This is a genomic window from Haloterrigena alkaliphila (assembly GCF_017352155.2).
GTDB lineage: Archaea > Halobacteriota > Halobacteria > Halobacteriales > Natrialbaceae > Haloterrigena > Haloterrigena alkaliphila.
Map to the genome: position 1 here is coordinate 3,115,244 of NZ_CP071462.1, position 25,465 is coordinate 3,140,708.

20 protein-coding genes are annotated in these 25,465 nt (G+C 66.7%); 7 read left to right on the forward strand and 13 right to left on the reverse strand.

All coding sequences use genetic code 11. The annotated features are described in order from the left end of the window. Nucleotides 1-182: 182 nt before the first annotated feature. The 4 genes from J0X25_RS34070 to thyA all read right to left on the reverse strand — a co-directional run bounded on the left by J0X25_RS34070 (nucleotide 183) and on the right by thyA (nucleotide 7,414). A complete protein-coding gene (locus J0X25_RS34070; RefSeq protein WP_207288330.1) occupies nucleotides 183-2,375 on the reverse strand; it encodes a thioredoxin domain-containing protein in 2,193 nt (730 codons plus the stop codon). A gap of 387 nt (nucleotides 2,376-2,762) precedes the next feature. Continuing rightward, nucleotides 2,763-5,630 carry an aconitate hydratase AcnA gene (gene acnA / locus J0X25_RS34075; RefSeq protein ID WP_207288331.1) on the reverse strand — a complete coding sequence of 956 codons (2,868 nt, stop codon included), beginning with the start codon at nucleotides 5,628-5,630 and terminating at the stop codon, nucleotides 2,763-2,765. Between the two features lie 207 nt (nucleotides 5,631-5,837). Beyond that, the gene (locus tag J0X25_RS34080; protein WP_207288332.1) at nucleotides 5,838-6,401 is read right to left on the reverse strand and encodes a dihydrofolate reductase; all 564 of its coding nucleotides are present in this window, start codon (nucleotides 6,399-6,401) and stop codon (nucleotides 5,838-5,840) included. After that, entirely contained in the window at nucleotides 6,398-7,414 is a 1,017-nt protein-coding gene (gene thyA / locus J0X25_RS34085) for a thymidylate synthase (RefSeq protein WP_207288333.1), read from the reverse strand. The genes J0X25_RS34080 and thyA overlap by 4 nt, the downstream gene beginning before the upstream one ends. A gap of 208 nt (nucleotides 7,415-7,622) precedes the next feature. Between thyA and J0X25_RS34090 the strand changes: the two genes are divergently transcribed. The 5 genes from J0X25_RS34090 to J0X25_RS34110 all read left to right on the forward strand — a co-directional run bounded on the left by J0X25_RS34090 (nucleotide 7,623) and on the right by J0X25_RS34110 (nucleotide 14,362). Beyond that, on the forward strand, nucleotides 7,623-8,210 hold the full coding sequence (locus J0X25_RS34090) for a hypothetical protein (protein WP_207288334.1): 588 nt from the start codon (nucleotides 7,623-7,625) through the stop codon (nucleotides 8,208-8,210). After that, nucleotides 8,207-8,821 (forward strand): DUF2238 domain-containing protein, encoded by a 615-nt coding sequence (locus tag J0X25_RS34095; RefSeq protein WP_207288335.1) that lies wholly within the window; start codon nucleotides 8,207-8,209, stop codon nucleotides 8,819-8,821. The genes J0X25_RS34090 and J0X25_RS34095 overlap by 4 nt, the downstream gene beginning before the upstream one ends. A 162-nt stretch (nucleotides 8,822-8,983) precedes the next feature. Then, the gene (locus J0X25_RS34100; protein ID WP_225896676.1) at nucleotides 8,984-9,769 is read left to right on the forward strand and encodes a hypothetical protein; all 786 of its coding nucleotides are present in this window, start codon (nucleotides 8,984-8,986) and stop codon (nucleotides 9,767-9,769) included. Nucleotides 9,770-9,931: 162 nt separating this feature from the next. After that, nucleotides 9,932-11,626, forward strand: a complete 1,695-nt coding sequence (locus tag J0X25_RS34105; protein WP_207288337.1) for a ribonuclease H-like domain-containing protein — start codon at nucleotides 9,932-9,934, stop codon at nucleotides 11,624-11,626. Between the two features lie 3 nt (nucleotides 11,627-11,629). Beyond that, nucleotides 11,630-14,362: a DEAD/DEAH box helicase gene (locus J0X25_RS34110; RefSeq protein WP_207288338.1), complete on the forward strand. Its 2,733-nt coding sequence runs from the start codon at nucleotides 11,630-11,632 to the stop codon at nucleotides 14,360-14,362. A 24-nt stretch (nucleotides 14,363-14,386) separates the two neighbouring features. On the opposite strand, the gene J0X25_RS34115 is transcribed toward J0X25_RS34110, so the two are convergent. Continuing rightward, the gene (locus tag J0X25_RS34115; protein WP_207288339.1) at nucleotides 14,387-15,178 is read right to left on the reverse strand and encodes a TrmB family transcriptional regulator; all 792 of its coding nucleotides are present in this window, start codon (nucleotides 15,176-15,178) and stop codon (nucleotides 14,387-14,389) included. Between the two features lie 139 nt (nucleotides 15,179-15,317). Here J0X25_RS34115 and purD point away from each other — a divergent pair, with 139 nt between their 5' ends. Continuing rightward, nucleotides 15,318-16,610 (forward strand): phosphoribosylamine--glycine ligase, encoded by a 1,293-nt coding sequence (gene purD / locus J0X25_RS34120; protein WP_207288340.1) that lies wholly within the window; start codon nucleotides 15,318-15,320, stop codon nucleotides 16,608-16,610. A gap of 106 nt (nucleotides 16,611-16,716) precedes the next feature. Here the strand turns inward: purD and J0X25_RS34125 are convergent, their stop codons facing one another. The 6 genes from J0X25_RS34125 to J0X25_RS34150 all read right to left on the reverse strand — a co-directional run bounded on the left by J0X25_RS34125 (nucleotide 16,717) and on the right by J0X25_RS34150 (nucleotide 22,433). Further along, complete coding sequence (locus J0X25_RS34125; protein WP_207288341.1) at nucleotides 16,717-17,070, reverse strand: hypothetical protein; 354 nt, start codon at nucleotides 17,068-17,070, stop codon at nucleotides 16,717-16,719. A 90-nt stretch (nucleotides 17,071-17,160) separates the two neighbouring features. Next, the gene (locus tag J0X25_RS34130; protein WP_207288342.1) at nucleotides 17,161-18,516 is read right to left on the reverse strand and encodes an aminotransferase class III-fold pyridoxal phosphate-dependent enzyme; all 1,356 of its coding nucleotides are present in this window, start codon (nucleotides 18,514-18,516) and stop codon (nucleotides 17,161-17,163) included. A gap of 240 nt (nucleotides 18,517-18,756) precedes the next feature. Then, a complete protein-coding gene (locus J0X25_RS34135; RefSeq protein WP_207288343.1) occupies nucleotides 18,757-20,049 on the reverse strand; it encodes an MgtC/SapB family protein in 1,293 nt (430 codons plus the stop codon). Nucleotides 20,050-20,246: 197 nt separating this feature from the next. Further along, on the reverse strand, nucleotides 20,247-20,522 hold the full coding sequence (locus J0X25_RS34140; protein WP_121742850.1) for a PadR family transcriptional regulator: 276 nt from the start codon (nucleotides 20,520-20,522) through the stop codon (nucleotides 20,247-20,249). Nucleotides 20,523-21,013: 491 nt separating this feature from the next. After that, nucleotides 21,014-21,160, reverse strand: coding sequence for a hypothetical protein (locus J0X25_RS34145; protein ID WP_207288344.1), 147 nt, complete (start codon nucleotides 21,158-21,160; stop codon nucleotides 21,014-21,016). Between the two features lie 490 nt (nucleotides 21,161-21,650). Beyond that, the gene (locus J0X25_RS34150) at nucleotides 21,651-22,433 is read right to left on the reverse strand and encodes a putative sodium/potassium/calcium exchanger (RefSeq protein WP_207288345.1); all 783 of its coding nucleotides are present in this window, start codon (nucleotides 22,431-22,433) and stop codon (nucleotides 21,651-21,653) included. A gap of 329 nt (nucleotides 22,434-22,762) precedes the next feature. On the opposite strand from J0X25_RS34150, the gene J0X25_RS34155 reads away from it, so the two are divergent. Further along, the gene (locus J0X25_RS34155; RefSeq protein WP_207288346.1) at nucleotides 22,763-23,509 is read left to right on the forward strand and encodes a DUF7117 family protein; all 747 of its coding nucleotides are present in this window, start codon (nucleotides 22,763-22,765) and stop codon (nucleotides 23,507-23,509) included. A gap of 45 nt (nucleotides 23,510-23,554) precedes the next feature. Here J0X25_RS34155 and J0X25_RS34160 read toward each other — a convergent pair whose 3' ends face one another. Next, entirely contained in the window at nucleotides 23,555-24,448 is an 894-nt protein-coding gene (locus tag J0X25_RS34160) for a bifunctional methylenetetrahydrofolate dehydrogenase/methenyltetrahydrofolate cyclohydrolase (RefSeq protein ID WP_207288347.1), read from the reverse strand. A gap of 139 nt (nucleotides 24,449-24,587) precedes the next feature. Next, a complete protein-coding gene (locus J0X25_RS34165) occupies nucleotides 24,588-25,400 on the reverse strand; it encodes an alpha/beta fold hydrolase (RefSeq protein WP_207288348.1) in 813 nt (270 codons plus the stop codon). Nucleotides 25,401-25,465 lie beyond the last annotated feature (65 nt).

The following is a 25,465-nucleotide window of genomic DNA, read 5'->3' on the forward strand; positions in this document are numbered from 1 at the left end:
CGAACCGTTCGACTGTGGGTAACTGGTCCCGATAGGTTCGAAAAATCGACCGCACGGTCACAATTTTACGGAAGGTAACCCGTCGCAGACGGTCCGCCGGCGGATCGCGTCCCGACGCTACAGGACCGGGCTGGTCGCTACGCGTGTACCCTCTGCGACGACGCAGGAGGGAAGATGTGCCCCTAGAACGGACTCTCAGGCTCGTCGAACGCCTCCCCGTCCGCCCCGTCGGTATCCCCGTTCTCGCCGAGCCACTCGAGGGCGTCCTCGATCTCGTGCGTCGGCGGCGAACACGTCCGATCGCGGCAGACGTACAGCGTCGGCTCGCCGTCGCGGGCCTCCCGACCGGCCCAGATCGGCGGCGCGTCCTCGAGCCCCAACTCGTCGAGCCACGCCTCGAGCCCCCCAGCCGTCGGCGGACGGCGCGCGAACAGCCGGTCGGGACGGTAGTCGGCGGCGAAGCGCTCGCGCCACTCGAGGGGCACCTCGTCGGCCGCGACGGTGATTTCGAGCGCGCCGGCTTCGAGGCGATCCGCGGCCAGACAGAGCGAGGCGTGCTCGAGGGCGTTCGCCTCGATCTCGTTCGCGTGGGTCTCGAGGACGGTGGCGGCGATCGCCCCGAACTCCTCGGCGGCGAACTCGTCGAGCGCGAGCAGCGTCTCGCAGGCGACGCCGGTCGCGGAAGGCGTCGACTGGTCGTTCAGTTCCTGGGGCCGCGTGACGAGCGACTCGCCGCTCTCGGGGGTGAAGTAGAGCGTCCCGCGGTCGGCGTCCCAGAACTCCGCCTCGATGGTGCGCGCGAGGTCGAGCGCGAACGCGAGGTGGTCGACCTCGCCGGTGGCCTCGTAGCAGCCCACCGCGGCGCGCGCGAGGAAGGCGTAGTCCTCGAGGTAGCCGTCGACTTTGACGTCTCCGTCCTTGAATCGGCGGTGGAGTCGTCCCTCGTCGTCGTCCCAGAGTCGGTCGCGAACGAACTCGAGGGCGTCGACCGCCTGCTCGGCGTACGCGTCCTCGCCCAGTACCAGCGCGGCCTCCGCACACGTGTCGATCATGAGGCCGTTCCAGCCCGCCAGCACCTTCTCGTCGCGGTTCGGTCGCGGGCGCTCCGCACGGGCTTCGAACAGTTTCTCGCGGGCGTCCTCGAGTCGGCGTTCGACCTCGCTCTCCTCGAGATCGTACTCGTCGGCGAGATCCGGGATCGATCGGACGCGGTTGGGCTGATTCGTTCCCTCGAAGTTGCCCGATTCGGTGACGTCGTATCGCTCGCAGAACAGTCCCGCGTCCGTCTCGTCCGCGAGGACCTCCCGAACCTCGTCGGGCGTCCAGACGTAGAACGCGCCCTCCTCGCGTTCTCCGGTTTCTGGATCCTCGCTCTGGGCGTCGAGGGTGCTGAAGAAGCCGCCCTCGTCGTGCGTGAGTTCTCGGGAGACGAACTCGAGGGTTTCCTCGACGACCTCGGCGTAGCGCTCGTCGCCCGTAAGCTGGTAGCCCGCGAGCAGCGCCCGCGGAATCTCGGCGTTGTCGTACAGCATCTTCTCGAAGTGGGGCACCGTCCAGTCGCGGTCGACGCAGTACCGGTGGAACCCGCCGCCGACGTGGTCGTAGAGGCCGCCGTCGGCCATCGCGTCGAGGGCCTCCTCGAGCACCTCGAGGTACTGGTCGCGCCCCGTCCGGTCGTATGCGCGGGCAAGGACGTGCAGTCTCGAGGGTTGCGGGAACTTGGGACCGCCGGAGCCGAAGCCGCCGTACTGGCGGTCGGCGCTCTGGAGGGCCGCGTCGGCCGCCCGCTCGAGGACGTCGCTCGAGGGCGGTTCGGCGGCGCCGCCGCCGGCACCCGCGCCGTCGGGGGTTTCCTCGAGGCGATCTTTCGCGGCCTCGGTCCACTGGTCGGCGCGGTGCTCCATCTCCTCGCGGTCCTCGCTGTTCCAGGAGTCGCCGATTCGCTGACAGAGGTCGAGGAAGCCGGGTCGGCCCTGCTGGCTCTCCCGCGGGAAGTAGGTCCCGACGAAGAAGGGCTTGCCCTCGGGCGTGAGCCACGCCGAAAGGGGCCAGCCGCCCTGTCCGGAGACGAGCTGGCAGACGGTCATGTAGATGCTGTCGATGTCGGGGCGCTCCTCGCGGTCGACCTTGATCGGGACGAAGTTCTCGTTGAGCACCTCGGCGACCGCCTCGTCGGCAAAGCTCTCGTCGGCCATGACGTGACACCAGTGACACGCCGAGTAGCCGATCGAGAGGAAGATCGGCACGTCGCGCTCTCTCGCGGCCTCGAGGGCCTGCTCGTCCCAGGGCTGCCAGTTGACGGGGTTGTCCGCGTGCTGGCGCAGATACGGGCTCTCCTCGTCCTCGAGCCGGTTGCGCGCGGTCGGATCGGTCATGTGTCGGCGTAGGGCAGTCAGTTGTAAAAGCCCGCGGTACGACGGAGATCGGCGGAGTTCGTTCGCTGCGTTCCGGTCGTCCAGTGGCAGCTGTCGCTACCGTGGCAACGAGGAATGCCACGTCCTCCCCAGCCGACTCGCTCGCTTCCGAGGGATTCACTCCGTTCATCCCTCGCACCGCTCGCTCGTCCCTCGCGCATAGTCGAGCCACGGTTCGCCGTGCTTATGGGTCGCTTCGCTCCCCATTCGCTTCTCGAGGCGCTCACTCCGTTCGCGTCTCGCGTTCGCTCACCGTGGCTCAGCGCGCGCCACCGCGAGTGAGTCCCGCACTCTCGGGAAATCGAACTCCCCAAAATAAAAACGCATCCCGAGTCCGTTTCGCGCCCGTTACTCGGCTTCTTCCTGCAGCAGGCGTCGCAACACGAGGTGGAGGACGCCGCCGTTCTCGACGTATTCGACCGCCATCGGCGTGTCGACCTGTGCGGTCACGTCGAACTCGATGATCTCGCCGTCGTCCCGTTCAGCGGTAACCGACAGTTCCGCGTTCGGCTCGAGACCGCCCTCGAGCCCCTCGATCGTGTAGTACTCGTCGCCCTCGAGGCCGAGTTCCTCCCAGCCCTCGCCGTCTTCGAACTGCAGGGGCAGGACGCCCATGCCGATGAGGTTGTCGCGGTAGATCCGCTCGTAGCTTTTCCCGATGGTCGCGCGGATCCCCAGCAGGTCGGTCCCCTTCGCGGCCCAGTCGCGACTCGAGCCGGTGCCCAGTTCCTCGCCGGCCATGACGATCAGCGGGGTGTCGTCCTCGCGGTAGCGCTCGCTGGCTTCGAAGACGGTCATGACTCGCGGGTCACTTTGCTCCCCGCTCGTCTTTTCCGAGGCGCGGAGCGCCTCGCTCTCTTCGCCCGTCGGGTGGTGGATCGTGTAGCCGCCCTCCTTCCCGTCGAGCAGCTCGTTCTCGATGCGGACGTTGGCGAACGTGCCGCGCATCATGACCTCGTGGTTGCCCCGTCGCGAGCCGTAGGTGTTGAACTCGTGGGGTTCGACGCCGCGCTCCGTGAGCCACTGGCCGGCGGGCAGGTCCTCGCCGAACAGGCCGGCGGGGCTGATGTGGTCGGTCGTGACCGTGTCACCGAACGTGAGCAGCGCGCGGGCGTCTTCGACGTTCTCGACGCCCGGCTTCTCGAGCGGGAAGTCCCGGAAGAACGGCGGTTCGCGGATGTACGTCGACTCGTCGTCCCAGTCGTAGACATCGCCGGTGGGTGCGTCGAGGGCTTCCCAGCGCTCGTCGCCCTCGTAGACGCTCGCGTACTTCTCCGCGAACAGCTCCGGCGAGACGCTGTCGTGGATGGTCTGGCGGACCTCCTCCGGGTCCGGCCAGACGTCCTCGAGGTAGACCGCCTCGCCGTCGTCGTTCGTACCGATCGGGTCCTCCTCGAGATCGATGTCCATCCGCCCCGCGAGGCCGTAGGCGACGACCAGCGGCGGGCTGGCGAGGTAGTTCGCCTTGATCTTCGGGTGGATGCGGGCTTCGAAGTTGCGGTTGCCCGAGAGGACGCTCATCGTCCAGAGGTCGTGTTCGTCGATGGCGTCCTCGATGGGCTTCGGAAGCGGCCCGGAGTTCCCGATACAGGTCGTACAGCCGTAGCCGACGACGTGGTAGCCCAGTTCCTCGAGGTCGTCGAGCAGTTCGGCCTGCTCGAGGTACTCGGTAACCACGCGGCTCCCGGGTGCGAGACTCGTCTTGACGTAGTCGGGAACCTCGAGTCCCTGCTCGGCCGCGTTGCGCGCGAGCAGGCCGGCGGCGACCATCACCGACGGGTTCGAGGTGTTCGTACAGCTCGTAATGGCGCTGACGAGGACGTCGCCGTGACCGATCTCGACCTCGGTGCCGTCCTCGAGTTCGACGGGAACCTTCTCGTCGAGGGTGAGGCCGGGGCCGGACGAGGTCGCGTCGTCCGCGGCCGCACCGCTGCCGTCGCCGATTGCAGGTTCACCGCCGGGACCGAGGACACCCTGCTCCTCGAGCAGGCGCGGGAAGTGCTCGTCCAGATCGCCCATCGGGATCCGGTCGTGGGGCTTCTTGTGGCCAGCGAGGCTGGGTTCGACGTCGCTCAGATCGAACTCGACGATCTCCGTGTACTCGGGCTCCTGCTCGCCGAAGAGGCCCTGGGCCTCGAGGTATTCGCGGACGAGTTCGATGTGGTCCTCGTCGCGACCCGTCAGTTCGAGGTACTCGAGGGTCTTCTCGTCGACGGGGAACATGCTGATGGTGGAGCCCTGCTCGGGCGCCATGTTCGAGATGGTCGCCCGATCCGCGACGGAGAGCTGCGAGACGCCCGGGCCGAAGAACTCGACGAACTTGTCGACGACGCCGACCTCGCGGAGCCGCTCGGTGATGTGGAGCACGAGGTCCGTCGCGGTGGCTCCCTCGGGGAGCTCGCCCGACAGGCGGACGCCGACGACTTCGGGAAGGCTCATGTTGATCGGCTGGCCGAGCAAGGCGGCCTCGGCCTCGATGCCGCCGACGCCCCAGCCGACGACGCCGATGCCGCCGATCATGGGAGTGTGGCTGTCCGTGCCGACGAGCGTGTCGGGGACGAGCCACTGCTCAACGTCGGACTCGTCCGACGAGCCTCCGCTCGCTTCGCTCGCGGAGACGCCGTCAACCTCGCGGACGTCGACTACGCGACCGAGATGTTCGAGGTTGACCTGGTGGACGATGCCCGTCCCCGGCGGGACGACGTTGAACTCGTCGAACGCCTGCTGGGCCCACTTGATCGCGCGGTAGCGCTCCTCGTTGCGCTCGTACTCGAGTTCGACGTTCTGCTCGTAGGCGTCGTCGCTGCCGAAGTGGTCGACCTGCACGCTGTGGTCGATCACGAGGTCGCAGGGAACTTCGGGCTCGACGACCGTCGGATCGACGCCCTTGCGGTCCGCGGCCGAGCGAAGTGCTGCGAGGTCCACCACTGCGGGAACGCCGGTCAGGTCTTGGAGGACGACCCGCGAGACCGTAAACGGCACCTCGGCGTCCGGCACGTCGGGTTCCCACGAGGCCGCCGCGCGGACCGAATCCGCGTCGATCTGCTCGCCGTCGGCGTTTCGGAGGACGGACTCGAGCAGGATCCGGATGCTCACGGGCAGTTTCTCGAGGTCGCAGAGCCCCTGCTCCTCGAGGACCGTGAGATCCGCCATCTTGTACGTTTCCCCGTCGTGTTCGAACTCCCGGATTGCATCCGAGAACGCATCGGTTGACATTATCCCCACTTGGGGACGACCACATTTGAAACTGCCTAGATCGAGGAGTAGAGCTCATATACACCCCGTATTTGACGGTTGGTGGCTCGCTCGAGTTGAAGATGTTGTCGCCGGACGAACTATTCTGGACGAGTTACAGAAGTCGAGCAATATATGCCCGTACTCACCACAGGTGTGGAGTTTGTGTTGTGCGGGAGAGTCACACGGTCAGGCTGATCGAGCGTACTCGACGAAGTCGAACCCGTCGCGCGCGTCGCGGTCGACGACCCGCCAGTCCTCGCGGCTCCAGTCGGGGAACCGCGTGTCGCCGTCGGGTTCGCGGTGGACTTCCGTCACGACGAGTCGATCCAGCGCGGGCAGGAACTGCTCGTAGACGGTTGCGCCGCCCGCAACGAAGATCCGCTCGGCGTCGTCGTGACGATTTCGGGCGGCCCGATCGGCCTCCTCGAGCGCCGCCTCGAGACTCCCCGCGACGACGGCGTTCTCGGGCGTCTCGAGGTCCCGATTCGTCAGAACCACCGTGGTCCGCCCGGGGAGCGGTTCGCCCAGCGTCTCGAGGATGCCCTCGTAGGTGACCCGGCCCATGATCACCGGGTGGTCCATCGTCGTCTCCTTGAAGTGCCGGAGGTCCTCGGGGACGTGCCACGGCATGTCGCCGTCCTTCCCGATGACGCCGTTGTCCGCGACGGCGACGATGCCGACGAGTTCCCGGTCGGTCTCGAGGTCGGCGTCGGCGCTCGGATCGTCGCGGCGCGGTTCGTCGCCGCTCATTCGGCGACCGAGAACTCGATCCCGTCGTGGGACTCGTACCCGTTCAGCTGAACGTCCTCGTACGCGAGGTCGTCGATCGAGGTGTCGGCGAGTTCGAGCGTCGGCCGCGCCAGCGGTTCCCGGGAGAGCTGCTCGAGCAGCCCCGGCACGTGATCGAGTCGTTCGTCACCCTCGGCTTCGGCGGGGGCCTCGGACTCGAGCCACTCGCGGACCGCGAGGTAGTCCTCGCGGTCGTCGACCTCGGCCAGTCGCGACTGCAGCGCCTCGAGGTTGTCGGCGTACCACTCGCCGCGCGCGCCGCGGCCGCAGTAGACGTGGGTGTCGACGACGGTGTGCGCGAAGGTGCCCGGTTTGAAGCCGGTTTCCTGGGCTATCACCTTCGTCAGGAGCGCGTACGCGGCGATGTTGAAGGGAATCCCGAGTGCCGTGTCGCCCGAGCGCTGGGTCAGGTGGCAGTTCAGTCGATCGCCCTGCACGTTGAAGACGAACGAGTAGTGACAGGGCGGTAGCGTCGAAACGGCCGCGTTGGCGGGATGCCAGGCGTTGACGACGAGTCTGCGGGAGTTGGGCGAATCCGAGAGCGTGTCGACGACGTACTGGAGCTGGTCGAACGTCCGCCGGCCGTCGTCCTCGACGGTGACCCACCGCTGGGCGACGTCGGGCCAGGATTCGCCCTCGAGTTGCGCGTTCTCGTCCGGAACCGGGAACCGGCGCCAGAAGCGGCCGTAGGCGGTGTCGAGGTGTCCCTCCTCGTCGGCCCACGCGTCCCAGATCTTGGTCTCCTCGCGAAGGTTGCGGATGTGCTCTTCGCCCGAGAGATACCAGCAGACCTCGTGGAGCATCGAGTTCCAGCGGTAGCCGTCCATCTCCTTCGTCGTCAGTAGCGGGTAGCCTTCCTGAAGATCGACCTCGTAGTGCTCGCTGAACGACGAAATCGTGTCGACGCCGGTCCGGTTGGGCTTGTAGGTACCCTCCGAGAGGACCGTGTCGACGAGATCGAGGTACTGTCGCATTGAGAGAGACGTTCAGACCGCGCGAAGTTATCGGTATCGGTCCCGGGCCTCGAGGCCGTCGAGAGACGAACGCACCGACATCGACCGCGATCACTCGCACGCGACCACTCGAACGGACGAACGGAACTGCACCGTCGCGTTTCGGTCGCTCCTGCCAGCTGTACCCGCGGCTGCAGATTTTAGTGTGCGCCGGTCGAGCTAGCAGGTGGTGACGCTCGATGGCCTCGCTCACGACGAGCGGACGAACGCCGTCGTCGGCTGGATACTGCTGAGTATCGTGACGATCGACGCGCTCGAAAATCTCCTCCGGGACGTTCCGCTGTGGGGCGGATTCGAACTCCTCGTCGTCGCCGTCGCGTCGGCGCCGGCGCTGGCGACCCGCGAGTGGACGGCGATGGTCCCGTGGCCGATCCTCTCGATCACGGCGTCCGCCGTGCTCGCCGGGACGGCCGTCGTTCCGTTCGAACTGACGGTGTACCTCGCCATCGCGTCGCTCGCGTTCGTCGTGGTCGTCGAACTCGAGGCGTTTACGTCGGTCGAGCTGAGCTCTCGGTTCGCGGTCGGCTTCGCGGTGCTGACGACGCTCGCACTGCAAGCGCTGTGGACGGTCGCGCAGTTCTACTCGGATCAGTGGCTCGGGACCGACTTCCTGCGCACGCAGACGGAACTTCAGCGGGATTTCGTGGTCGTCACGGTCGTCGGCCTCGTGCTGGGTGCGCTGTTCCAGTGGTACTTCGTTCGATTCGAATCGGTCGGCACCGCCGGCGAACGGACGAACGGCACGGGTTCACGATGACGATCAGTGATCGACTCGGGCTGTCGGACGCTCAGGAGCGACGCGCCGCTCGCGTCCTACAGCTCGGGCTGGTCGGACTGGTCGGGTACGGGCTGGTGACGACGCGATTCGATATCGCCGCGACCGGCGGATTCGCCCTCGCGATCACGCTCCTGCCGGCGGCGTTGCGCCGGGAGTACGGCTACTCGATGGACGTCGGGCTGGTCCTCTGGATCGCCGTCGCCATGATCCTCCACACCGTCGGCTCGCTCTGGCTGTACGAGTGGTTCCAGTGGTACGACGAGATTACGCACACGGTGTCGGCGACGATCATCGCCGGGATCGGCTACGCCTCGTTTCGGGCGTTCGAGTTGCACTCCGACGACATCGACGTTCCGCCGGCGTTTCGAGCGGTGTTCATCGTCGTCTTCGTCCTCGCTGCCGGCGTCGTCTGGGAAGTGCTGGAGTTCTCCCTCGGCGGGGTCATCACCGTCTACGGCATCGACGACATCGTCACCGATTTCGTGTTCAACGCGGTCGGCGCGGTGATCACGGCGGTCTGGGGAACCGGCTACGTCGACGGACTCGTCGGGTTCTTTCGGCGCCGGATTCGTTCCAATTCCGAGCGGTAGGCGAGCATCGGTCTCCGGGGATGTCGTCCGACCTCGCAGGCCAATGAACCGCTGCAAAAGCCGGCACGGGGACTATCCACGGCGGAACCAAATGATCTCCCGCCTTCGAAGGCTTGATTCACCATGAACGATCCGGAACGTAACGCGTCGAGACGTCGATTCATGAGGGTCGGAGCGGTCACCGCAGGCGCACTGCCGTTCGCGGTGGCCGGGCAGACGGCGGCACAGGAAACGAGTTCGGAGAACGGAAACGACGAGACGGACGGCGGTTCCGAGTTCCAGAACGCGATCGCGTCTCGCGATTCGTTCTACTCCGGCGCGGTCTTCCGCGTCGTCTCGCCGCCGCTCGAGAACGCCCCGTCGATCGGAGCGATCGACGCCCTCCGGAACCACGTTGCATACTCCATCGAACTCTTCAACACGAACGAAGAGGGGCAGCTCTACGTTCCGCAGGACGTTCGACTCGAGGAGGGGGAACAGTACGTGTACGACGACCGGCTTTCGTCCCCGACCGAGGACGAGCTGACGGTCAACGACTTCGTCCGCGTCCAGTTCCGCCGGCTCACGGACGCGGACCTCCCCTTCGAGTTTGCCAGACCCGAAGATTTCGACATCCTCGAAGATAGCGGCGGCGAGGCCGCCGTTCGTCCCGACAACTTCTACTCGGGGGCGCTGTTCGAGATTACGTCGGGGGCGCAGGGATGGGTACCGGACGACATCGCCCAGAGCGGCCTCTTTACCGATTACAACACCGTCCACGCCGAATATCTCGGGACGAATAACCGCTTCCTCCTGTTCGCTCAGGAGGCGGCGACGACGGATACGGGACAGACCTACGTCATGCGTGACGAGTTCGAACTCTTCGATCCGGCCGGGAACCTCGTCGCCACGGAGTTCAACACCGTCGACGAGGACAGCATCACCATCGACGACGAGTTCCTCCGATAGCCGCCGCTGGCCCGGACCGAGCGAACGACGGACGGTCACGGTGCGAACGTTCGACCGGCGTCGAGCGGTCCGAACCGATTGCGGCGGTCGAGCGGGATCGTTCAGTTCACTTTCACTCCGGTGTCCAAACCCTCTTTGTCGCCGGCCGCCTCCCGAGGACCAATGACCGCTCGAGCCGGCGTCCGCCTCTTCGCCCTCCCGCCCTCGGCGCTGGCCGACCGCCCCGTCGCCACCCTCGAGGACCTCGATCGGACCCTCGAGCCGGACGCCGTCTGGGTGCTCGGTCCGACCCGCGAGCCGCAGGCGTTCGCCCGGGCTCGCGGCGCGTTCGACGCGCCGGCGTTTCATCCGCCGCTCGAGACCAGCGGGAACGAGCCAGTTCGCCGCCACGTGATCGACGCCGGAGACGGCGCGGAACTGGAAATCGCCGTCGCCCAGAGTCTCCGTGCGCTTCGGGCGTCGCCCGAGACCGCCTCGAACACGCTTCGCGACGGCGCTGACGGGGATATCGCTGCGCTCGTCTGCGACGACGTGACGACGACCGTCCGGCCGACGGCTCTCGAGACGCACCTCGAGGGGGCAGCGACGCTCGCGAGCGTGCTCCCGACCGACCGAACCACGACCGTCCTGACGGGCGCCGAGCCCGCGGAGTACGACGAACTGTGGCACCTCGAGCCGGAAACCGGTGCGGTGCTCGAGGTCGATCACGACCCGCTGCTCGACGATGGGGCGGACCGAACTGCCGACGACCGCGTCTCGGTCCGCCTCCGGGGGGCCGGTCCCGTCGAGGGATACGGCCGCTCGAGGTCGATCGCCGTCCTCACGCTCGCCGAAGGCGGCGTCCAGCGCGTCGAAACGCACGACGTGACCGACTTCGGCCTCGAGGCCGTCACCGGAATCGGCCCGAAGACCGCGGAGCGACTCGTCGAGCGCGGCGTGACGACGCGCGACGAACTGCTCGAGACCCCGGTCGAGACGCTCGCGTCGCTGCCGAACGTCGGTCGCGACGGCGCTCGCACGATGCACCAGCACGCGACGGTGCTCGAGACGGGCGAGCCCCGGCGGCTCACCGACGAGTCGCTGCCGGGCGAGGACTGGCACGAACCGCCGCTCTGTCTCGACATCGAGACCGACGGCCTCTCGCCGACGATCATCTGGCAGATCGGCGTTTACGATCCCGCGACGGACACCTACCGGGCGTTCGTCGAGCACGACGATCCGAGCGATCCGGCGTCGGTGCTCGAGGCCTTCTGCGACTGGCTGCTCGGGATGCACCCCAATCGGGCGCTGCTCACGTGGAACGGCTGGCGGTTCGACTACCGCCATCTGGGCGCGTTCATCGCCAAGCACGTGCCCTACTACGTCGACGAATGGGAGTCGATTCCCAAGTTCGACCTCTACCTCTGGGCGGTGACGAACGAGCACGCCATGCTTCCCGGCCGGACCAACAAACTCGAGGCCGTCGCCGACGCGCTCGGGTACGAGGACGCGGCGACCGGGCTCGACGGCGCGGCGACGGCGGCGGCCTACCAGCGGTTCGTGCGAACGGGGACGGAACTCGAGTGGGACCGCCACGAGGCCTACTGCGAGGACGACTGCCGGGCGCTCTGGCACGTCTACGAGCGGTTGCGGGACGCCCCGGCGGCATCGGCGTCGGCGATCGAGGGGGCCACCACTCCGGACTCGAGGCGCTCCGATTCGAACGCCGTCGACTCGAGCGGGTCGTCGTCGACTGCCGCCTCGGGAACGGGCGCGTCGAGCGCCGAAGCATCCGGAAGCGAGATCCACAGACAAGCGGAGTCACGGCGTGATTCGAGCAGCGCGGACGGCGAACAGACCGGACTGAGTGATTTCTAACCCATGAGTAGCGAACGCGAATCCGAACGGCACGACTCCGAGTCCGCGGACGTCCCCGTCACCGGCGACGAACTGGTCGACACCTTCCCCGGCTACCGCGACGCGGACGACGTCACCGTCCTCGAGCGCCCCGGCCGCGAGGCGGCGACGGTTCCGAACGAGCGCGTCTTGCGGCCCGAGCTCGCCGACCCGCTCGAGCACGACCTCTACTCCCACCAGGCCGAGGCCCTCGAGGCGCTCGAACGCGACGAAAACGTCTGCGTGGCGACGAGCACCTCCTCGGGGAAGACCCGGATCTACGCGCTTCAGATCGCCCGGAACTACCTCGAGGCCCGCGCCCGGAACGACGACGCCACCGCCTACGTCTGCTACCCGACGAAGGCGCTCTCGCGGGATCAGGAGCGGGAGTTGAACGACCTCTTCGATCAGTTGGGACTCGAAATCACGGTCCGGGTCTACGACGGCGATACCGAGCGCGGGAGCAATCGCAAACGGATCCGCGAGGAGGCCGACGTCATCATCTCGAACTTCGCGGGCGTGAACACCTACCTGCACGACCACGACCGCTGGGCGCGGTTCTTCTCGGCCTGCGACCTCGTGGTGGTCGACGAATCGCACACCTACACCGGCGTCCACGGGATGCACGTCGCCTGGATCGTCCGCCGGCTGAAGCGCGTCCTCGGCTACTACGACGCCGACCCGCAGTTCGTCCTGACGAGCGCGACGATCGGGAACCCCGGCGAGCACTCGTCGGCGCTGATCGACGAATCGGTGACCGTCGTCGACGAAGACGGCTCTCCGACGGGGCCGCGGGACCTCGTGCTCTGGAATCTGCCGCCACAAGCGCGGGAAAACGCGGACGATGAGCGCGACGAGTGGAGCGAAACGAACGGCGATGGAGGCGAGACCGGAGACGACCCGGAAGACGCCATCGTCGAACGGGTCCCCGCCACCGTCGAGGCCCCGCGACTCCTCTCGCACCTGACCTACAACGACGCCCAGACGCTCCTCTTTACCCCCTCGAGGAAGCTCGCCGAACTCTCGATCAAGCGGGCGTCGAAACACCGCCACGACAACCGCCGCTACTACACGAACCCGGATCGCGGCAGCGCGATCGAACCCTACCACGCGGGCCACTCGCGGAAGAAGCGCCACGGGACCGAACACCAGTTGAAGACCGGCGTGTTAGACGGCGTCGCCTCGACCAACGCCCTCGAGCTGGGGATCAACATCGGCGAGATGGACGCGACGGTACAACTCGGCTATCCCGGCCAGCGCCAGTCGTTCTGGCAGCAGATCGGCCGCGCGGGTCGCGGGACCAAGCGCGCGCTCTCGGTGCTGGTCGCCGAACACCGCACCCTCGACCAGTACGTGATCTCGAATCCGGACTACCTGCTCGAGAACGACGTCGAGGACGCGGTCGTCGACGTGGACAACGACGCGGTCTTCGCCCAGCACCTGCGCTGTGCGGCCGACGAACTCGCCGTCGACGACTCGGACGTCGGGACGCTCGCCGACCGCGAGCGCCTCGAGCGGGCGATCGAGATGTGGCGCCGCGCGGGCCAGTTGACGGGCACGCTCGAGACGGGCGTCTCGTACGTGGGGCCGCCGCGACCGCAGCAGTCGATCTCGCTGTACGCGACGACGGGGCAGGAGTACGAGGTGGCACTCGCCGACGGCGTCGACGAGCGTCACGACCCGGGCATGGAGCCGCTGGCGAGGGAACGGGTCTTGCGGGACTTCCACGAGGGTGCGGTGCGGCTGCACCAGGGCCAGCAGTACGAGGTGACGACCGTCGACCACGACGCGCCCCGTCCCTCCGTGACGGTCCGGCCGACGAACGTCGATTACTACACGCGGACGCGAACAGACGTGACGGTGCTGGACGCCGTCTCGGAAGAATCGCGGGAGATCGGCGACTTCACGCTGCACTTCGGCCGCGGCCGGGTGCTCGTCTACCACGGCACCTACGACAAGGTCGCGGTCCACGGCGGGAAGCGCAAGGAGCAGGGCATCCCCACCGAGAACCCGCCGCTCGAGATGGACACTCAACTGTGCTGGCTCGAGGTGCCCCAGCGCGTCGAGCGGGCGCTGATCGAGAAGTACCGCGACTTCGAGGTGCCCGAACTCGAGGACGTCCTCGCGGGGACGGCCCACCTCGGCTACGCGGGCGGGCTCCACGCCGCCGAGCACGCGACCATCGGCGTCGCGCCGCTCGAGTTGATGGTCGACAAGCGGGATCTGGGCGGGCTGGCGACGCTGACGATCGACTCGCACCTCGATCAGGAGACGGATGCGGACGGGAGGAACGAAATGGGCCCAGGAGCGGGTCCCGGTAGCACGGGCGACGACGGTGCGCCGCGAAATATCGCCGCGGCCGAGGCCACAGTGCGAGAGATCGCACAGGGGCTCGAGCGCACCCCCGCGAGCGGCTGGTTCATCTACGACGGGATCGAGGGCGGACTGGGCTTCGCGCGGGCGATCTACGAGAACTACGAGGCCGTCGCCGAGCGCGCTCGAGACCTCATCGCCGACTGCGACTGCGGGAACGTCGACGGCTGTCCCGCCTGCGTGATGGACGAGCAGTGCGGGAACGACAACCAGCCGTTACACCGCGACGCGGCCGTGGACGTGCTCGATCAGTTGCTGGGGAACGCGGGCGAGGAGGCGCTCGAGACCCACCTTCCCGACGAGGAGTACGGTGGCGACCGGCGACCGCCGCTGTTCTACGCGTGACTGCGATGGATCGCTCCGAGGGCGTCACGTCGCCGAATCGCCGTCGAGTCGCCACGTGAAGATCGCTCGAAGGACGACGACGAGGCTGTTTCGTTCGCCACTCCCCCAGATCGCCGTCTCCTCGAAATCGCTTCCCGCCGTCGACTCGTCCACGAGCGCGCTGACGAGTGCCGTCTCCTCGTCGGTGATCAGCAAGCTACCGGCGGGCGTTTCGTCCCACTCCCAGAGCGTGTCGAACAGTTCGACCGACGGCACCGTCTCCCGAATCTGGTCCTGCACGTCGTCGGAAATCCCCGCTAGATAGATCTCGACCCCGCGATCTGCGGCGGCCTCGAGTCCGTCGAGGTGGCCGTCGGTGAGCAACTCGTCGACGGTCATGTAGACGATCTGCTCGTCTGCCTCGGCGATGAACTCGTCGATACGCGAGGACACCGCCTCTCGTCCGGAGACCGTCCAGACGCCGAACTGTTCGCGCTGTGGCTGGGCTGCTCCGATCTCCTCCAGACATTCCGAGAGTTCGGTAATGGTACCCTCACGTTTGGCGTTGAGCGTCCTGATGATCGTCTCCTTCGAGATCACCGTGAATTTCCGCGGCGTCGTGTGCTGGATATCGATGAACCCCAGTTCGTGGAGTCGATCGGTCGCTTCGTACACGCGAGTACGGGGAACGCCGTTGATACGGGTGATATCCTTGGTGGTTCCCGTTCCGAGTCGGAGGAGGTTGATCAACGTCTGCGCTTCGTACTGGGTCAATCCGAGTTCCTGCAACCGGTCGAGCGCTTCGGCTTCGGCCCGGTCGTCGTCAAAATCCACCATAGGAATCTCTTCACAACGAGACACAAAAGTCCACTACCGCCGATGGCAGTGCGCACGGGGGATCAGTGAGCACGTACGTGAATATTTCCAGCTCGAGGAAAGAGCAACGCTTACAGGTTCGTGCGTTCCGCTATCGACCATGCGAGAGAACGTGCTCCTGATCGGCGGCGGTGGCCGCGAACACGCCATCGCTCGCGCGCTCGAGGACAGCGAGGCCGACCTGTACGCCTGCGCGGGGAACCGAAACCCCGGAATCGCTCGGATCGCGGCCGACTTCGAGACGCTCGAGACGACGAACCCGAAGGCCGTCGCCGAGTACGCCCAGGAGATCGACGCCACGATCGCCGTCGTCGGCCCCGAGGCGCCCCTCGAGGCCGGCGTCGCGGACGAACTCGAGGCCGCGGGAGTCTACCCCTTCGGACCGAAGGCCGAGGACGCCCGGATCGAGACGGACAAGGCGTTCCAGCGGCGGTTCATGGAGGAACACGACATCCCTGGCTGTCCGGACTTCGAGACGTTCGACGACATGGAAGTCGCCTGCGACTACATCGACGAGTACGACGGCGATCTGGCGATCAAGCCCGCCGGACTGACCGGCGGCAAGGGCGTCAAGGTCATCGGCGATCAGGTCACCGCTGAAGAAGGCAAGGAATACATCCGCGCTTCCGAGTACGACCGAATCGTCCTCGAGGAACGCCTGATCGGCGAGGAGTTCACGATCCAGGCGTTCGTCGCCAACGGCGAGTTCCGCACGGCGCCCGCGGTGCAGGATCACAAGCGGGCCTACGAGGGCGACGAAGGGCCGAACACCGGCGGCATGGGCAGTTACTCCGACGCAACGGACGAACTGCCCTTCATGACCGGGCCGGAGTACGACGAGGCCGTCGAGATCATCGAAGCCACCGTCGACGCCCTCGCGGACTACCGGGGTATTCTCTACGGCCAGTTCATGCTCACCAGCGAGGGCCCCAGGGTCGTCGAGTTCAATGCCCGCTTCGGCGACCCCGAGGCGATGAACACGCTGCCCATCCTCGAGACGGACTTCCTCGACGTGCTCGTGACCGCGCGCGACGGCGAACCGGTACCGGAGCTCGAGTTTGCAGAACAAGCGACCGTCTGCAAGTACGCGGTGCCCGAGGGCTACCCGACGAACCCCGAGGCCGGCGCGAAGGTGCAAGTAGACGAAGAGAGCGCCGGCGATGCCCTGCTGTACTACGCCAGCGTCGACGAGCGAGACGACGGCATCTACACGACCACGTCGCGCGCGTTCGCCCTCGTGGGCGTCGCCGACTCGATCGAAGAGGCCGAGAAAATCGCGGAAGACGCCCTCGCGGTCGCCGGCGACGAGGGGCTGCACGTGCGCCACGACATCGGGAAACCCGATCTCGTCAAGCAGCGTATCGATCACATGGACGAGCTCCGCGGGGAGTAACTCGCGGAACGTCGGCGCGTGGCCCCTCGAGAGGATCGCTTCGCCCCGGCTCGAGAGATCGGAACACTGACCACACACGATCGGCGAAACGGCGTCGGCCGCAGTTCTACGCCTGCTGATCCTGTCCGCCGGTGAACTCCTCGGTCTCGTCCGACACCGACGACTGGACGTCGTCCGTATCGACGGGCGATCCCAGTTCGTCCTGGTTGATCGCGTCGTCGAGCGTCCCCGTGTCGGTCACGGCCTGCAGGCCGTCCTCCTGGACGGCCGATTTGATCGACTCGGCGTCGATGGCCGAATCGAGCGTCGCGTCGTCGGCGCCGGTCTGTGATTTCAGCGCGCGGCGAACGGCGACGTATCCGACCAGGACGATCCCGCCCGACGCGATCGCGCCCGGAATGCCGTACCGTTTGTACCCGAACTTCACCGCTTTCTTGCCGACCGTGAATGCGCCGATCATCGTACGTCGTGTTCGCACGGACGCCGGAAGAGGGGCCGGCTTTCGTACGACGACGCCGGGAGGAGGACGGCGATTACGTCCACAGGGCGGTCACTCGAACTCCGGTGCGACGGCCGCCATCGCCTCGAGGAGCAGGTCCGCCCCCAGATCGATCTCGCGCTCGGTGACGTCCAGCGGGGGCAGGAGCCGCAGCGTCTCGTGCCCGCAGCCGAGGGTGAGCAGTCCGCGCTCGAACGCGGCCTCGATGACGGCCTCGCGGCGCGCTTTGGCGTCGAACTCGACGGCGAGCATGAGTCCGCGGCCGCGGACGTCGACGGCGCCGGGCGCCTCGCCGTCCGCGACGGCGTCCTCGAGTCGCTCGCGTAACTGTCGCCCGCGCTTTCGAACGTTCGCGAGCAGGTTCTCCTCGTGGATGACGTCGATCGTCAGCACGCCACCCATGGCGGCGATCAGGTCGCCGGCGCCCCACGTCGAGGAGAGCCGCCCCTTCTCGGCGGGGAAGACGTCGGATCGGGAGATCGTCGCGCCGACGCGCAGCCCCTTCCCGGCCGTGATGACGTCCGGCGTGAGGTCGAGGTGGTCGACGGCCCACAGTTCGCCCGTCCGCCCCAGTCCCGACTGGATCTCGTCGGCGACGATCCGAAGGCCGTACCGGTCCCGCAGCGCCTCGAGGTCGCGGGCGAACTCGGGGTGGGCGACCCGGTAGCCGCCCTCGCCCTGGACCGGCTCGAGGATCAGGAAGGCGACCTCGTCGGGGTCGATCACGCCGCGTTCGGGGTGGAGTTGGTCCGCGACGACGTTGCCGCCGGGGCCGTCGGTGAGCCAGCGACGCTCGTAGGCCTCGTCGCTCGAGGGGTAGGGGACGCTGACGACGCCCGGAATCTCGGGATAGCCCCGCCGGTGGACCGCCTTCGACCGATTGAGGGAGAGCGCGCCCAGCGTGCGGCCGTGGAAGGCGCCGTCGAAGGTGAACGCCCGGTGGCCGCCCGCGGCGTAGCAGATTTTGATGGCGTTCTCGACGGCCTCGGCGCCGGAGTTCGAGAGGAAGACCCGATCCATGTCGTACTGGTCCGCCATCGCGACCAGTCGGTCCATCAACTGCGTCGGACCGGGGAACTCGGGGTCGTCGGGCGGACCGCCGCCGCTGACGTAGAAGTCCTGGCCGGCGATCTTCAGCGGGTCGACGAGGTCGAACTCGCGGAGTTTCTCGCGGATCGCGGGGTTGTTGTACCCCAGCGGCGCCGCGGCGACGTGGCTCGTGAAGTCCAGCAGGACGTTGCCGTCGACGTCCGTACAGAACGGGCCGACGGCCTCGGCGGTCGCGTCCCAGACGAACTCGTAGACGTACGTGCTCGGGGCGGCGTACGCGTGGTGGTAGTCGGCCCACGCCGCGGCGCGTTCGCCGGGGATCGTCTCGACCTGCGGTTCGACCGTATCGCGGTCCATACGGAATGGTAGCACGCCTGAGTGAAATAATCGCCGACCGCAGCAGGGTAGGGCGGACGGTTCGGGGACCCAATCGAGAGGTGCGCACAGTCGGACGACGTACCGTTCCGACGAATCGGCTGGGGAGGGTGTGGCGATTCCCCGTTGCCACGACAGCAGAACCCCTGTTTTCGTCCTCACCGCTCTCGAGCCACGCGTTCAAATCGTATGAGAACGGATCGCCGGATCGAACGCGAATTGCTAGACGACGATCAGTATCGACGCGAGCGCGCCTGCGAGCAGTAACAGGCCGCTGTAGGCTGCGACCTGATTCCGGAAGCCGTCGTTCGAGGACGTCGCCGCGAGCAGCGCCTTGACGACGATGCTCGAGACCGTCGCGAGCAGGATGGCGATCGTGGCCTCCGCGGGCTCCAGTTGGCCGCCCCGGTAGAGGACGACTGCCGACGTCGTCGCGCCGGCGCTCGAGACGAAGCCGCTCGCGACGGCGGTCGCGTAGAAGCCGAGCGTGCCGAACCACGTCTCCGCGAGCGACCCGAAGACGAGGACGACGAGGAAAACGGCGCCGAAGGCGAGGGCGTTTTTCATCGAGAACGGGCTCTCGAGGTCGATCGGGCCGGACTCGCCCCAGTCGGCGGTCCAGGCGGCGACGGCGAACGCCAACAGAATGACCGCGCCCAGCGGGATCATCGCCTCGAGGAGGAGCGGCCGTTGGCCGCCCATGGTGAACCCGATCGCGATCGCGAGGTTGCGCACGGCCATCGCCGCGTTGGCGAGGAGGATCGCGGCGACGGCGTAGGAGGCCGCGTCGGGGCGCTGGTTGACGTGATCGAGCATCGTCCCGACGACGGCAGTCGAAGACGCGAGGCCGCCGAAGAAGCCGGTCACGGCGATCCCGCGGCCGCCGTACGTCGAGACGATCGCGTAGTTGGCGATCCCGATCCCCGCGACCGCGACGACCATCAGCCAGATCACCTGCGGCTCGAGGGGGATCGCGAGGTCGCCGATGTCGACGGTGATCTCGGCGGGTAACACCGGGTAGATGACGAACGCCAGAATCGCGAACTCGATCGACGAGCGGACCTCTTCGTGGGAGAGCCCCCACGCGAACTCGTGGAGTTCCCGCTTGAGGACCAGCAGGAGCGAGGAGAGGACGGCGACGGTGACGCCCTCGATGATGAAGCCGGCGGCCACCAGCACGCCGACGCCGTACGCGACGAGCATCGAGACCGACGTGGTCAGGGAGAGGCCGGCGTCGTCGTCGCTCATCAGGCCCTGGACGGCCAGTAGGATCCCCTGGACGATCACGAGGAGTCCGCCGAGTACCAGCAGGCTCTCGCCGATCTCGCTCTCGAAGACGAGCAGCGTGAAGACCGCCCCGAGGAGACTGATCAGCGAGAACGTCCGGATCCCGGCGGACTTCTGGGACCACTCGCGCTCCAACCCCAGAAACATTCCGAGCGCGCCCGCCAGTGCGATCCGGACGACCGTCTCGTCCAGCGGCGCGTCCGCGATTTGCAGCGAGATCCCGTTCACTACCGGTGATTTAGCGCGAATTATTATAAACGGCCCGCTGGACCGGCCGACAGGGTCTTGATTCCCAGTTCGAACGCGTTTCGCGGCCGATGGGACTCCTCGAGACGCGACTCGAGGGGCGGTCAGGAGACGCGCCCGACGACGCCGCCGAGAATCGCACCCGCGAGCGCGACGAACCGTCGCGACGGGACCACGTCCTACAGTTCGACGTACTGTTCTTCCCAGTCCCGTCGGGCCTCGAGTTCGCGGCGGCCGCGCCGGGTGAGGGTGTAGAAGTTGGTCCGTCGGTCGCGGCGGCCCTTTTCGACGAGGCCCTTATCGACGAGGGTATCGAGATTTGGGTAGAGTCGCCCGTGATGGATCTCCTTCTCGTAGTACTGCTCGAGTTCCTCTTTGATCGCCAATCCGTGAGGCTCCTCCTCGCCAGCGATGACGTAGAGCAAGTCCCGCTGGAATCCTGTCAAGTCGTACATTGGGAAAGTACCAATTGCACTTACTGTCGAATTTTAATAAGGCTATCGGGTTGTTTCGATCGAAACAGGGATATTACCGATGAGCCCCCTCGTCTGGGGCCGACTCGAATGATAACGGCCGTGATGGGTTCACGACGGACCTCACGTAACGTGCGATTCATGTTTACAGTACATCCAAAGTCTGTTCCGGATTTTTATAGTAGTAGAACGCCAGAGAGTCCCGATCGTTCGGGTGAGTGATCACTCGAGTGGCTGTCGCTCGAAAACGCGGCTGGTTTGTGCGAGGGAACGCGGTCGCTACGAAGTCGATCGTCGTCGAAACAGGAAAGCAAATCGCGTGACGGGAAAAGTGTCACGCGATCGCTTGCCGCCCTGAATTGGTCCCCGCTGACGCTTCGGCCCTCCAAGCGAAGCGTCACCTGAAAGGTTCCGCCGAGTGTACTTAAAGGTAACGACACTGGATCGGCCACTTATACGTTCCGTGTACGGGGTCAGATGTGTTCCTCCTCGAGCACCCACCCGATCGCCCGCTTGTAGTAGGTGAACATCTCTCTGACGCCATCGTGGCGCATGTCTTCGCTCTCGAGGTGTTCGGTGAGGAACTCGTACTGCTCGCGGATTTCTTCTTCGTCTCGCATATGCGCCGGTACGCGCGCGAGACGGAAAAAGGTCGCCGACTGCGTGGGTTTTACCGACCGCGTCGGGCCGGAACCGATATCGGCGTGTCGATCACGTGGAATACCCGTGCAATCACGATCACCCGCGCCGTCTCCGGTCCGGTTCGATCACGCGTCGGCGGGGCTCGGCCGGAGAGTGCTCGAGGTGCGCACGGATCCACCGGGTCGGTAACAGGTGATTAGCTGCGCCGATCCGATCGTTGCGGGCAGTTTCAGCGCGAAGCCATCTATTTCGGCCCGACAACTGTTCGCAAACTGTTCGTGGGACAGTCCGGGCCGGAATCGCGCGGGCTGGCCCGGGACCACACAGGCAATGACAGCTGTGATCGCGAGTTCAGTGCAGTTGCCACTCGAGGCGGTGGCGTCGAAGAAGGATGGGACACGGCAGCCGATCGGTCGATCAGCCGCCCGTTAGGTCAGTGCTGCGGTTCGTTGCCGGTATGAGCGCTGATTAGAGTCCGTCGTCTTCCTCGCTCTCGTTGTCGCTTTCGTTACCGGTTTCGTTGCCAGTCTCGTTGCCGCCCATGCCGCCCTCGCCGAGGGTGAGCGTCACTTCCTCGTCGCCGCCGTCGATCTCGACGTCGTCTTCGGCCTCTTCGCCCTCGTTCTCGGCGGAGACGGTGTACTCGCCGTCTTCGAGTTCGTCGAACTCGACCTCGCCGTTTTCGTCGGTCTCCTCTTCTCGCGGGAACTCCTCCGTGCCGCCGAGTCCGCTGTCTTCCCCGTCGGTCTCGTTGCCGCCGGTCTCGTTCCCGTCCTCGGTTTCGTTGCCGAGTCCGGACTCGTTGCCCTCGGAGTCGTTCTCCTCGAGGCCGCCGTCTTCCTCGTCCTCCTGGATGAACGATCCGGTTTCCGTCTCGTTCTCGTCGCCACCGAGGCCGGTTTCGTTATCGGACTCGTTGCCGCCGAGGCCGGTCTCGTTGTCGGTTTCGTTGTCGGACTCGTTCCCTTCCTCGTCGCCGCCCAGCATGCCGCCGGCTTCCTCGAGCGTGACGGTCGCGCCTTCGACGGACTCCCCGGCGCTGTCCTCGACGGTGACCGTCAGCGTATACGTCTCGTCTCCCATTCCGTTACCGGTTTCGTTGCCGGACTCTCCGTTGCCCGTATCGCCTTCATCTTCGCTATCATTTTCACCGTTTCCGGGACCGCTGTCGGCACAACCGGCGAGTACGAGGGCGCTTGCGGTACCTGTGGCGGCAACGAACTTGCGTCGGTTCAGTTCTGAATCGGACATATTCCTGGATAGGAGGTTCCAGATGGTTTCAGTGCGGCCTGCAACTGCCGCCCGTTAATCACCTATTGCACGTCGCCTAGAGATCCAAGACCGTCGTCGGTTGAACACCGTTCGACGGGTAAATCCGGCGGTTGATCGGTGGAATCGTCGCTCTCACACCCTCAGTTCCCCCTGTGTACGATCGGCGGCGGTCCGGTCTCGAGTGGCGATGGTAATCACGGATATCGATCGGGCTCCCCTCGGTTTCCACACAGGTCGGCGTGGCGAGCGACCGGCGTTCGTCGTCCGACTCCGCGGTTATTTTGAGCCGTCCGGCCGTACGGTCGACTATGAAGATCCGGGGCGAGCGCGAGTGCAAGGAGTGCGGGACTCGCTGGTCGTACTACGAGACCGGCAGCGTGGGCTGTCCCGCCTGCGGGAGCCTCCACAGCGTCGGCGTCGACGAACGCACGGAACACACCGACCTGCAGGTCGCGTTCGACCTCACCGAGGTCCGCAACGCTATCGACGACCGCCCGACCGACGATATCGCGGAGCGCGCCCGCGAGGCGTGTCGCGAGTACGTCCGCCGGCGCGGGTTCATCAGCGCCGGCGACCTCCGTGAACTCGACGACACCTACCTGGCCGCGAGCGAACTCCTCCACGTCGCCGACCTCGTCCGCCGCGATATCAGCCTCGAGGAGCGCGAGGAACTGTACTTCCTCGCCCTGCTTCGCGACGCCGATGAGGGGGAGCGGCCACCCGCTGATCAGGTACCCCCGACGCTGCGAGGGGCCCGCGGGCTCGCCGCCGCTAACGCCGTGCGCGACTACCGCCGCGACGTCCGGACGTGGGCCGAAGACCGCGAGCTGACGGCCGCCGAACGCGGCGCCCTCGAGACGCTGGGCGGACACGTCACCCGAATCCGCATGCTCGACGGCGACGTCTCCCCCCGAACTGCCGATCGGTTGATCGAGGCCACCCGCGACCTGGCCAACGGGCTCCGCGGCGACGAACTGGCCTTCACCCGGGCCCGCGAGCGACTCGAGGACCTCGAGTTCGACGACGTGGAAACCGACGGTCGGTTCGGGGACTGAGACGTGAGTGCCGACGGCCGGTTCGAGGACTGAGCGAGAGAACAGTCAGGGAAGGTCGACGTCGACGTCTTCCTGCAGGCTCGCAGCCTTGACCGTGTTATATAGTAACATCGCGCGCGTCATCGGGCCGACGCCGCCGGGAACGGGCGTGATGGCGCTCGCTTGCTCCGTCGCGCTCTCGAACTCGACGTCGCCGACGAGTTCGTACCCCTTCTCGGTGTCCGCATCCACGCGGTTGACGCCGACGTCGATCACGACGCTTCCCTCGCCGATCATCGAGCCGTCGACGAGTTCCGGGACGCCGGCGGCGGCGACGACGATATCGGCGCTGCGGGTCTTTTCGGCGAGGTCGTCGGTCCGGGAGTGACAGACCGTCACCGTCGCGTTGCCGTCCTCGGCCTTCTGGATCAGCAGATTCGCGAGCGGTTTGCCGACGATGTCCGAGCGGCCGACGATGGTCACGTCCTTTCCTTCGGTATCGATATCGGCGGACTCGAGCAACTTCTGGACGCCGTGGGGCGTGCAGGGACGGAAGCGAGCGTCGCCGGCCACGAGTCGGCCGACGTTCTCGGGGTGGAAGCCGTCGACGTCCTTCGCGGGGTCGACCCGGCGGATTACCTCGCGGTAGTCGACGTGGTCGGGAACCGGCGCCTGGACGATGTAGCCGTGGATCTCGGGATCGTCGTTGAGATCGGCGATCTCCGCGTAGAGGTCCTCGGGCGGGGCGTCCCCGTCGACGTCGACGTGGTGGCTCTCGATGCCGACCTCCTCGCAGTCGCGTTGCTTCATGTTCACGTAGGTCTGGCTGGCGGGGTCGTCGCCCATCAGCACGGTCGCCAGCCCCGGCCGCGCGCCGGCGTCGGCGAGCGTCTCGATCGCGTCCGTCAGTCCGTCCCGAATCTCGCTGGCGACGGCGTCGCCGTCGATGATCTCGGTCATTACTCGAAGGGCCGACCGCGAGGCTAATCAACGCTCGGGTTCGTGCCCAGAATCGCCCTCGGAACGCAATCGAATGGGCACGAACGTGGATATTGGAACTCGAGAACGCGGCTATTGCGTCGATTCGGCCCGCCGTCGATCAGAAGCGCTCGTCGAGGAAGCTCCGGATCGCGTCGTTGACCGGCTCCGGTCGCTCGAGGTTCGAGGTGTGGCCCGCCTCCGGAATCACCTCCATCTCGGCGTCGGGCAGGTCCTCGAGCATCGGTTCGGCCTGCGACGGAGCGATCGAGGGGTCCTCCTCGCCGTGGACGATCAGGACTGGCACGTCGATCTCCGAGAGCCGATCGGTCACGTCCTCGCGGCCGAGCCACGAGTTGAGTTCGTAGTGGACCGCCCGTCCGGGGTAGGTGGCCCAGCGGTCCACCCAGGCCTCGACGAGTTCGGGGTTCTCCGCGCGGGTCGTCTCGCCGAACAGTTCGGCCGCCGACCCCTCGGCGATCTCGCGTGGCATCGGCTCGAGAGCGTCCTCGTAGGGCTCCACGAGGGCGCCGTACTCCGCCCGCTCCTCCTCGGGATGGGGCGTCGCCATCGAGTCGATCAGGACGAGCCCGTCGACCCGCTCGGGATACTCGAGCGCGAAGCGCAGGCCCATGAACCCGCCCATCGACATCCCGGCGAGGACGGCGCTGTCCTCGTCGATCCCGTCAAGCAGCGCCGCGCAGTCTTCCGTCAGGTCCCACAGATCGTACCCCGGCGCGTATCGGTCCGTCCGCGCCCGCAGGTCGTAGGCGACGGCCCGGTACTCGTCGCGCAGGGCCTCGAGTTGCGGCGCGAACATCGTCCGGTCCATCAGCGTCCCGTGGGCGAAGACGACCGGTCGCCCCTCGCCGACGTCGGTCGTCAGCGCGTCGGTTCGGGAGCGGTACATCGCCGTCGCCGGATCCTCACCCATGCGAGAGATACCCAATCGCAGCCCACAAAAAGGTAGCTGAACCGGACGGTTGAGGCGGACCAGCG